Below are 9,240 nucleotides of genomic sequence, written 5' to 3' on the forward strand. Positions count from 1 at the left end.
TTGGATTTTAGAAAAATTATGAGAATAGATAAATACTTGTGGTGCGTTCGTTATTACAAGACCAGAAACATGGTTACTGAAGCCTGCAAAAAGAATCAGATCACTGTAAATGGGCAGGTTGCAAAACCATCAAAAGAAGTTTTTCCCACGGACCGAATTACTTTTAGAAAAGATCAAATTACACAAATTATAACGGTTTTAGATATTCCACAAAGTCGTGTTGGAGCAAAATTGGTTGATATTTACCGAAAAAATGAAACTCCGCCAGAAGCTTATGCACATTTAGAGCTATTAAAACTATCTAAAGAACATTATAGAAGAAGCGGTACCGGACGTCCAACTAAAAAAGACCGAAGAGACATTGATGATTACGGAGACGAAATTTACGATGACGAAGAAGAGGAAACTGAATAAATTCCTTTTTTAAAATTTCAATTTTTTAAATTCCAAATTCCCAAAAAAAGTAATCAAATTTCAAAACAGTCAAAATAAAAACAAACTTCCCGAAATAATTGGAATCTGGAATTTATTTTGAGGTTTCGGGATTGGATTTTAAATTAATTATCTTAGCAAAAAAATACACCATGAGTAACAATATTATTCTAACCCATCAGGAAATCGAACATAAAATAAAACGTATCGCTTACCAAATTTACGAGACTTTTGTAGACGAAGACGAAGTTGTTATTGCCGGAATTGCTTCTAACGGATTTGTTTTTGCCGAAAAAATAGCTTCGGCACTTAGCGGTATCTCTACTTTAAAAGTTTCTATCTGCGAAGTCAAAATAAACAAACAAAATCCGCAAGAAGCGATACAAACTTCATTAACTCCTGAAGAATACAAAAACAAAGGACTTGTTCTGGTTGATGATGTCTTAAACTCGGGCACTACATTAATATATGCTGTTCGTCATTTTTTAGACGTTCCGCTTAAAAAATTCAAAACAGCAGTACTTGTTGACCGAAATCATAAAAAATATCCTGTAAAGGCAGATTTTAAAGGAATTTCGCTTTCAACTTCTTTATTAGAGCATATTCAAGTGGTTTTCAATTCAGAAAACGGCGACTATGCTTCTTTAAGCTAAGATTTCTAAAATATCCTGAACCGTTTCTTCGACAGATTTATCATCTACAGAAACTTTATGTTTTGCTTGATTGTAATAATAACTTCTGTCGAATAAATGTTTCGCGATAAACTCTTTCATTTCCTCCTCATTCATATTAGCAATCAAAGGACGTTTGCTTTTATTATGCACCAATCTATTATATAAAGTGTCAATAGATGCTTTTAAATATATAGATACAACATCATCTCCTTTTAATAATTCATGATTATTGGCATAACATGGAGTTCCTCCACCTAATCCGACAATATTATTTTCAGAAGATTGCAGTAATTCTACAAACATTTCATGCTCTAATTTTCGAAAATACACTTCTCCATGCTTTTCAAAAATCTCATTTATGGATAAATTTGCTCTTTCCTCGATACATTTATCCAAATCTAAGAACGAAATATTTGTAATTTTTGACAAATTTTGGGCAATTGTTGACTTTCCGCAACCCATGTAACCTAACAGTACAATTTTTTTCATATTAATAAAACCTTATAAACTAAGCAATTGGAGATTTTTCCAAAAAAAAGACAAATTTATGATAAAATAGCTTGGAAACTTCAAAAAAAACTCCTTATATTTGCACCCGCATTCAAGAAATTAAATGACTCGATAGCTCAGTCGGTAGAGCACATCACTTTTAATGATGGGGTCCTGGGTTCGAGCCCCAGTCGGGTCACAAATTTTGTGATTAACAAATTAAATTTCTTGAAGGCAATGACTCGATAGCTCAGTCGGTAGAGCACATCACTTTTAATGATGGGGTCCTGGGTTCGAGCCCCAGTCGGGTCACAAAGGTCGGGTAATTTATTTTACTCGACCTTTTTTCTTTTTAGGCCATGTGGAGAAACGGTAGACTCGCCATCTTGAGGGGGTGGTGCTCGTAAGGGCGTGAGGGTTCAAATCCCTCCATGGTCACAATAAAAATAAAAAAGCCTGCAAAGTGTATATTGTGCAGGCTTTTTTATGGTTCGAAAATTATTTTTGAAGTTTTATTTTTTTGCGATATCAGTGTTTAAGGCAAATTTTGGCTCGAACTCCGTCAAGTCTCTCAATTTCTTGAACAGCATTATTATTTGCATATTGAAGATAAAGTTATTAAGTTCACTTTGTTAAATAATAGTCTGCAAGATTGATTTGACATAAACTGACTCTGTTTCATCATAAAAAGCTAATGCAAAAGAATTACTCTGCGAAATTGACCGATCACTACAATTCCTATTATGGAATTCTGGAAAAAAAATGAAATGGGAAATAGGACCTACATGGAAAACCCATCCAGAGTTCTTCGTTTTAGAATTTGCTCCAAATAATGTTCACAACATGTGGGCATATTGTAGTGTTGGAATGTCAGCTGATTTAATAGATGATAACCCAATTGAGTTAGTTATTTATTCTCCCAGACAAGATAACTCTTTGGTTGAATTATTGACTGTTCATGCCTCTCATCATAGACTGACACCTTTTAATATTCATCACACCTCTAATATTGGAAGACCTTGGCTTGAAAATTCTATCTGTGACCATGCATTTATTTCGTTACCTTATCTTGATGGAGAGAATCTAGAAATTTTTCAATTTGAAGAAAAGGTAATTCATTGCTATTGGCTTATTCCGATTACGCAAATGGAAAGAGATTATAAAATTGAGGATGGTTGTGATGCATTAGAAAAATTGTTCGAGGAGAAACAACTGGATTATTTAAATCCATTAAGAAAATCCTTAGTTTAAAAGATTATAATCAGAAATTTTAAATAAAAACAAAATTATGCTATTTGGACTATTTAAAAGTTTAGATGAAAAAGTTAAAGAAGACAAAGAAAACTTGATTTCTAAGTTAAAGTCTTCTGATGCAAAGACTCTAATTATTGAAATGGGAAGCAAAAATTTTATTTCAAATAATATCATTAAAAAGCAGAAACGAGACCAATCTTTTGAAAGTGAAGATTATTCTAGTTGGTTTGCTTACAGGGTTTCGGATGAATTAAGTGATATAACCTTAAAGCCAGAACTTATCGAATTACTTAAGGACAAAGATTTTTTCCAATATAAACAATACGTTTTAAGATGTTTAAGCAGTTTATGCGTAAACTGTAAAGATTATGAACTTTTTGACTTTTTAATTTCAGAACTCAAAAAAACTGACAAAGAAGAAGTAATTACAACTGTTTTAAGCAGGCTTAATAAGTTGAGAAAACCAGACTCTCTAAATATTGACTATCTTAAACAATTACTATTAAATGGAACATATCAGAATAGGATTGACGCACTTAGCGCCTTACAAAACTCAGAGCACAAAGATTTAGAAGAAATTTTAATTCTAAAATTGAAGACTAGTGATCAGCATACTAAAGGTATGATTTGCGCAACCCTTAGATCTACTGGAACAATAAAGTCATTAGAAACATTGGAAGCAGAGTTAAAAAAAACAAGAAGTAATGATTTAAAATATTTTATTCAAAGTGCAATTGACGAAATAAATGAACGAGAAAATAGTAGAATCTAAACATTTAAAAATTAATATATTATTTCTCTATAATAAACATCTGGATTCTCTTTTCTATTGCTTTTTTTAACTACCCAGTTGCCATATTTATCCACTTTGTACGAATAGCTTTTTTTATCCAAATCCCAAGCATTAAATTTACTAACAGTAAATTCTTCCACATTAACACTCTTTAAGCTATCTACATTATATTGTTCTTTAAAATATTCTTTTCTCCATGTAGTTATAGTATTGTCCCTATTATGTTTATAAACTTCCAAAACACGGTTTTCACCAGTAACTGGCACTCCATTTTTTTGAATTTCTATCCAATTACTATTATTCACTTTTTTCAATAAATTCCCTGCTTCATCATATTTTCTAAGACATCCAAAATAAACAGTATCAGATTTGATTTTTCTCAAGTCATCAACTAACTTATTATCAATTTTATCCTTGAAATAAATAAATTTTTGCACAAATTTTTCTCCAAGCGCTGTCTCTGTTGAATTTATTATCAATTCATTATTTCTAAATTTATACAAATGACAATTGGCATCTACCTTAATAGAATCATTTTCGATAAGCTGATAACAAGTTTCTTTAATAACTTTTGGATTACCATATAAAGTATCCGCTTGAAAAACCAACATTTTCGGTTTATCATAAACTTTACCAACAATTAGCGAATCTAAAGAACTATCAAATTTTTCAAGTGAAGAATAGATTTCTTTTTTTGAATTTTGACAACTAGTCAAAACCATTATAACTATTAGATTTTTAAAAAACCTACACATTCCCATTTTTAGCATATAACAAACTTACTATACATAATACAACCTGAATACCTTCTCTATTTTGAAAAATTAAAGGCATTTAAACAGCTAATATAAAACTATTTCTAAGCTGTTCTAATTTTTTTCAACAACTTCCCATCTTTACCTTTAAAATAATTAAATTTTACCTAAAAACCGTACATTTCTCGACAATCAACGCCATTACATCAAAATATATTCAACTACAAAACAAACACTTACACCTATAAAGAAAATTTATTTAAAAATTCATTAAAAAAAAGGGTTGTTAAGCTAAATAAAGTCCTTATATTTGCACCCTCATTGAAGAAATGAAGACTCGATAGCTCAGTCGGTAGAGCACATCACTTTTAATGATGGGGTCCTGGGTTCGAGCCCCAGTCGGGTCACAAAAGGTCAAGTAATTATTTTTACTTGGCCTTTTTTTGTTTTTAGAATATATTGAATTCTAAAAACTTCTCAACCCCCTCTTACTGTCTCTCTATTTACTAAATATTATTCAGAAAGAAAATCTCTTACAAAATAAAAACTTTCATAAATTCGTTGGGAAATAATTAAATCACTAATCCCAAATTAGTTTTATGAAAAACCTACTATTAGCATCACTCATCATGATGTCTTGCTCTATCTGGGCACAATCTGCAACTGGCTATTTTGACAAAGCCATAAAAAAAGCTGAAGCTGGCAACACAAAAGGCGCAATTGCCGATTACACGAAAGCCATTAGCATGAATTCTAAATTTGTCGAAGCGTACCAAAATCGTGGCGTGGCAAAATTCAAGCTAAACGACTTAAAAGGAGCTCAAGCCGACTTTAGCAAGACAATCGAACTAGACAGCATGAATGCCGACGCCTTTACAGGAAGAGCTAATGTAAATTACAAATTACAAGACTATCAAGGAACTATTGACGATTGTACAGCTTCTTTAGGTTTAAATCCGAAAGATTACGTTGCTTACAACCTAAGAGGTTTGGCTTACAACAAAATTGGCGATAAGAAAAACTCTTGCAAAGATTTCAGCAAAGCAATTGAGCTTGGAAGTCAGAGTGCTATAAAAAATAAAGCTACTTTTTGTAAATAATAGCGTCTAAAGATTAAAAACGGTCTGCATATCAAAAATATGCAGACCGTTCTTTTTTATCAAAGTAATATATTTCTTAAAAATTTTATACCTGATTTTAGGTAAATAATATATTTTAAATACGTAAACCTCTAATCCTCTATCTTTTTAATGTAGTTTTAAGGTCGAATCTAAGATTTTATTTTACATTTGTTGACTTAATCGCGAAAAATGATAAACAATATTAAAACTGTTTTCAGTATTAAAGATCTTGAGAACTTATCTGGAATAAAAGCGCATACCATACGCATCTGGGAAAAGAGATACAACATCCTTGAACCAATGCGAACCGATACTAATATTAGATTTTACAACCTTCATAATCTGCAGAAACTTTTAAATATTACGTTACTGCACGAATACGGATATAAGATTTCTAAAATTGCAACATATCCTGAAGAAAAGATACCACAACTGGTACGCGAAATAATCTCGAAGAAAAACTCTCAAAACTACGCTATCACCTCTTTTAAAATGGCGATGATGAATTTTGATCAAGAGTTATTCTTTAATACATTCGATTGGCTTATTACAGAAAAAACATTTAAAGAAGTTTTTAAAGAACATTTTTTACCGCTTTTAAAAGAGCTTGGATTATTGTGGCAATCTGAAACCATCACTCCTGCAAATGAACATTTTATGAGTCATTTAATTAAGCAGAAAATCTTAATTTACACAGAAAGTCTTCAGATAAGAAAACCAATCAAAACCGATCGCATTTTTGTTTTATCACTTCCGTTAAACGAAATTCACCAGATCGGATTATTGTACTTGCAATATGAGATCCTTGATAAAGGTTACAAAACCATTTATCTTGGAGAAAGCATGCCGATTGAAAACCTTCAGGATTTGACCAAACACTTTGAGAATATTACGTTTATTTCTTTTATGACTGTTCAGCCAGACAGAAGCGTAATCAATCAATATGTAAAATCGATGGGACAGAAATTATTGCAGGAAAACAACGAGATCTGGCTTATGGGTAAAATGGTCGAACACATTGACCAAAAAGTCCTTAGCGACAGAATCCGCATTTTCGATTCCATGGAAGAAACTATTAACATGCTTTAATTTATTTTTGTTTAAGTTTTTCTTATATTTGTTAAACAAATGAGAAAAACTATCCAAATAATAGGCTCAGGCTTCTCTTCTTTAGCAGCCGCATGTTACCTTGCTCAACAAGGAAACACGGTTACTGTTTACGAAAAAAACGATACAATTGGCGGGCGTGCAAGACAATTTAAAGAAGATGGTTTTACTTTTGATATGGGACCAAGCTGGTATTGGATGCCAGATGTGTTTGAACGCTTTTTTCAGGATTTCGATAAAAAACCTTCTGATTATTATGAGCTGATAAAATTAAATCCTGCATATAGGGTTTATTTTGGGATCAATGATTTTATCAGTATCTACGACAATCTTCAAGAAATAAAACGCACTTTTGAAACCATAGAAAAAGGAAGCGGTCAAAAACTGCAAAACTTTATTGATCAAGCCAAAAGCAATTATGATATTGCGATTAAAAATTTAGTTTATCGCCCAGGAATTTCCCCTCTCGAATTAATTACTAAAGAAACCGCATTAAAGCTTGATCAATTTTTCAAGAATGTAAGTGCTGATATTCGCAAAAATTTTAAAAATGAAAGGTTAATTCAGATTTTGGAGTTTCCGGTTTTATTTCTTGGAGCAAAACCAAACAAAACCCCTTCATTTTATAATTTTATGAATTATGCCGATTTCGGTCTCGGAACTTGGCATCCAAAAACAGGAATGTTTGATGTTATTCGAGGAATCGAAAAACTGGCTTTAGAACTTGGCGTTACAATTAAAACCAATTCACCAATAGAAAAAATTATTGTTGAGAATAAAACTGCAACTGGAATCGTAATTAACGGTGAGAATTTAAAAGCTGATATTGTTTTAAGCGGAGCAGATTATCAGCATTCTGAAACTTTACTTGACAGCGAAGACAGAATGTATTCTGAAAAATATTGGAAAAACAGAGTTTTTGCACCTTCTTCTCTCCTATTTTTTATTGGTTTTGATAAAAAAATAGAAAACATTTCGCATCATGCTTTGTTTTTTGATGTCGATTTCAATCAGCACGCAGCAGCTATTTATGATCAACCGAAGTGGCCTGAAGCCCCATTATTCTATGCCAACTTTCCATCTATAACAGACAAAACTGCAGCGCCAGCCGGAATGGAATCTGGTTTTTTCTTAATTCCGCTTGCGCCAGGAATCGAAGATACTGAAGAACTGAGAGAAGAATATTTTGAAAAAATCATTTCTCGTTTTGAAGAACTTACCCAGCAAAAAATTAAAAATAACATTATCTTTAAGAGATCATTCTGTAAAAATAACTTTGTTGCCGATTATAATGCCTACAAAGGAAATGCTTACGGAATGGCCAATACTTTATTGCAAACGGCTTTTTTGAGACCAAAATTGAAAAGCAAAAAAGTCAGGAATCTATATTTTACAGGACAATTAACCGTTCCTGGTCCAGGTGTTCCGCCTGCCTTAATTTCAGGAAAACTAGCAGCTGAATTAATTCAAAAATCTTTTAGATCTTAAAAAATGAAATCACTATTCGACGCCGTTTCTTTCAAATGCAGCAAATTGGTTACCAAAAATTACAGCACTTCATTTTCTCTTGCTGTAAAAATGCTTTCGCCAAGTATTCGTGATGCTATTTACAGCATTTACGGATTTGTTCGTTTTGCCGATGAAATTGTAGATTCATTTCATGGCTACGAAAAAGAATACCTAATTGAAGATTTTGAAAAAGAATATTATAAAGCTATGGAATTAGGCATCAGCTTAAACCCAATTTTGAATTCTTTCCAGCAAACGGTAAAAGAATATAATATTACCGACGACTTGGTTCAGGCATTGTTAAAAAGCATGAAAATGGATCTCATAAAATCGAATTACCAAACACAAACCGAGTACATCGATTACATTTATGGTTCTGCCGATGTTGTGGGTCTCATGTGCCTAAAAGTTTTTGTAACTGGAAAAGAGCACAAATACGAACAGCTGAAATACGAAGCCATGCGTTTAGGATCGGCTTTTCAGAAAGTAAATTTTCTTAGGGATTTGAAAGACGATAATACCATTTTAAACCGTTCTTATTTTCCTGGCATTAATCTGAATAACTTCAACGAAGATTCAAAAAATCAAATTATAAAAGAAATTGAAGAAGATTTTAGAATTGCCTACCAAGGAATTGTAAAGTTGCCTATCGAAGCCAAATTTGGAGTTTATACCGCTTATGTTTATTATAAAAAATTATTAAAAAAGCTAAAAAACACACCGTATTACGAAATTGGAAATGCCAGAATTCGAGTTTCCAATTATACCAAAGCAGGCCTTTTGGCGCAGTCTTTTGTGACTTATAAATTGAAGCTTGTATAATCTTATTCAATTATGGAGTTCTCAATAAAGCCACCAGTTTCACTGCGACAAAGCCAACAGTTTGTCATTTCGACGAAGGAGACTCGAGCGATAGCGAACTGGCGAAGCAAATCTTCACGAGAAACTCTACAAAGATTTGCATACTGTTGAGGAGCTACTTTCGAAGATTTCTCCTTCGTCGAAATTGTAAAGGTTAGATATTTCGGTAACAAAATTTAAATTTAATAAATTTTGTTACGATGAGAAATAATAGTCAAGATTGTACATTAGAGAGGAACTATTTA

The 9,240-nt window shown here is 32.1% G+C and carries 10 protein-coding genes and 4 tRNA genes; 12 read left to right on the forward strand and 2 right to left on the reverse strand.

Going from position 1 to position 9,240, the window contains the following annotated elements; all coding sequences use genetic code 11:
- The first annotated feature begins 18 nt into the window (after positions 1-18).
- Together AC5ZCW_RS22255 and AC5ZCW_RS22260 are read left to right on the forward strand one after the other, a co-directional pair.
- A complete protein-coding gene (locus tag AC5ZCW_RS22255; RefSeq protein ID WP_281633701.1) occupies positions 19-414 on the forward strand; it encodes an RNA-binding S4 domain-containing protein in 396 nt (131 codons plus the stop codon).
- Between the two features lie 170 nt (positions 415-584).
- On the forward strand, positions 585-1,085 hold the full coding sequence (locus AC5ZCW_RS22260; protein ID WP_496121826.1) for a phosphoribosyltransferase domain-containing protein: 501 nt from the start codon (positions 585-587) through the stop codon (positions 1,083-1,085).
- Here AC5ZCW_RS22260 and AC5ZCW_RS22265 read toward each other — a convergent pair.
- Complete coding sequence (locus tag AC5ZCW_RS22265; protein ID WP_496121827.1) at positions 1,077-1,595, reverse strand: shikimate kinase; 519 nt, start codon at positions 1,593-1,595, stop codon at positions 1,077-1,079. The genes AC5ZCW_RS22260 and AC5ZCW_RS22265 overlap by 9 nt on opposite strands.
- Before the next feature lie 126 nt (positions 1,596-1,721).
- On the opposite strand from AC5ZCW_RS22265, the gene AC5ZCW_RS22270 reads away from it, so the two are divergent.
- The 5 genes from AC5ZCW_RS22270 (at position 1,722) to AC5ZCW_RS22290 (ending at position 3,621) form a co-directional block, all read left to right on the forward strand.
- A tRNA-Lys gene (locus tag AC5ZCW_RS22270) sits at positions 1,722-1,794 on the forward strand.
- A 40-nt stretch (positions 1,795-1,834) separates the two neighbouring features.
- Positions 1,835-1,907, forward strand: a tRNA-Lys gene (locus AC5ZCW_RS22275).
- Positions 1,908-1,950: 43 nt separating this feature from the next.
- A tRNA-Leu gene (locus AC5ZCW_RS22280) sits at positions 1,951-2,033 on the forward strand.
- Between the two features lie 324 nt (positions 2,034-2,357).
- Complete coding sequence (locus tag AC5ZCW_RS22285) at positions 2,358-2,846, forward strand: suppressor of fused domain protein (protein ID WP_496121828.1); 489 nt, start codon at positions 2,358-2,360, stop codon at positions 2,844-2,846.
- Positions 2,847-2,883: 37 nt separating this feature from the next.
- Positions 2,884-3,621, forward strand: a complete 738-nt coding sequence (locus AC5ZCW_RS22290) for a hypothetical protein (protein WP_496121829.1) — start codon at positions 2,884-2,886, stop codon at positions 3,619-3,621.
- 11 nt (positions 3,622-3,632) lie between these two features.
- Here AC5ZCW_RS22290 and AC5ZCW_RS22295 read toward each other — a convergent pair whose 3' ends face one another.
- A complete protein-coding gene (locus AC5ZCW_RS22295; RefSeq protein WP_496121830.1) occupies positions 3,633-4,364 on the reverse strand; it encodes a hypothetical protein in 732 nt (243 codons plus the stop codon).
- A gap of 367 nt (positions 4,365-4,731) precedes the next feature.
- Between AC5ZCW_RS22295 and AC5ZCW_RS22300 the strand changes: the two genes are divergently transcribed.
- The 5 genes from AC5ZCW_RS22300 (at position 4,732) to AC5ZCW_RS22320 (ending at position 8,956) form a co-directional block, all read left to right on the forward strand.
- Positions 4,732-4,804, forward strand: a tRNA-Lys gene (locus tag AC5ZCW_RS22300).
- A 192-nt stretch (positions 4,805-4,996) separates the two neighbouring features.
- Positions 4,997-5,497, forward strand: a complete 501-nt coding sequence (locus tag AC5ZCW_RS22305) for a tetratricopeptide repeat protein (protein ID WP_343545323.1) — start codon at positions 4,997-4,999, stop codon at positions 5,495-5,497.
- Between the two features lie 210 nt (positions 5,498-5,707).
- On the forward strand, positions 5,708-6,607 hold the full coding sequence (locus AC5ZCW_RS22310; RefSeq protein WP_177212302.1) for a MerR family transcriptional regulator: 900 nt from the start codon (positions 5,708-5,710) through the stop codon (positions 6,605-6,607).
- A 39-nt stretch (positions 6,608-6,646) separates the two neighbouring features.
- Positions 6,647-8,113 carry a bifunctional phytoene desaturase/3,4-desaturase gene (gene crtID / locus AC5ZCW_RS22315; RefSeq protein ID WP_496121831.1) on the forward strand — a complete coding sequence of 489 codons (1,467 nt, stop codon included), beginning with the start codon at positions 6,647-6,649 and terminating at the stop codon, positions 8,111-8,113.
- A gap of 3 nt (positions 8,114-8,116) precedes the next feature.
- Complete coding sequence (locus tag AC5ZCW_RS22320) at positions 8,117-8,956, forward strand: phytoene/squalene synthase family protein (RefSeq protein ID WP_496121833.1); 840 nt, start codon at positions 8,117-8,119, stop codon at positions 8,954-8,956.
- The last annotated feature ends 284 nt before the right edge of the window (positions 8,957-9,240 follow it).

The sequence above is a fragment of the Flavobacterium sp. PLA-DH12 genome (genome assembly GCF_059511845.1).

Excerpts from the sequence above, each read along its gene's own strand:
- AC5ZCW_RS22255 (WP_281633701.1), top strand. The coding sequence starts at position 19 with ATGAGAATAGATAAATACTTGTGGTGCGTTCGTTATTACAAGACCAGA.
- AC5ZCW_RS22260 (WP_496121826.1), top strand. The coding sequence starts at position 585 with ATGAGTAACAATATTATTCTAACCCATCAGGAAATCGAACATAAAATA.
- AC5ZCW_RS22265 (WP_496121827.1), bottom strand. The coding sequence starts at position 1,595 with ATGAAAAAAATTGTACTGTTAGGTTACATGGGTTGCGGAAAGTCAACA.
- AC5ZCW_RS22285 (WP_496121828.1), top strand. The coding sequence starts at position 2,358 with ATGAAATGGGAAATAGGACCTACATGGAAAACCCATCCAGAGTTCTTC.
- AC5ZCW_RS22290 (WP_496121829.1), top strand. The coding sequence starts at position 2,884 with ATGCTATTTGGACTATTTAAAAGTTTAGATGAAAAAGTTAAAGAAGAC.
- AC5ZCW_RS22295 (WP_496121830.1), bottom strand. The coding sequence starts at position 4,364 with ATGGTTTTGACTAGTTGTCAAAATTCAAAAAAAGAAATCTATTCTTCA.
- AC5ZCW_RS22305 (WP_343545323.1), top strand. The coding sequence starts at position 4,997 with ATGAAAAACCTACTATTAGCATCACTCATCATGATGTCTTGCTCTATC.
- AC5ZCW_RS22310 (WP_177212302.1), top strand. The coding sequence starts at position 5,708 with ATGATAAACAATATTAAAACTGTTTTCAGTATTAAAGATCTTGAGAAC.
- crtID (WP_496121831.1), top strand. The coding sequence starts at position 6,647 with ATGAGAAAAACTATCCAAATAATAGGCTCAGGCTTCTCTTCTTTAGCA.
- AC5ZCW_RS22320 (WP_496121833.1), top strand. The coding sequence starts at position 8,117 with ATGAAATCACTATTCGACGCCGTTTCTTTCAAATGCAGCAAATTGGTT.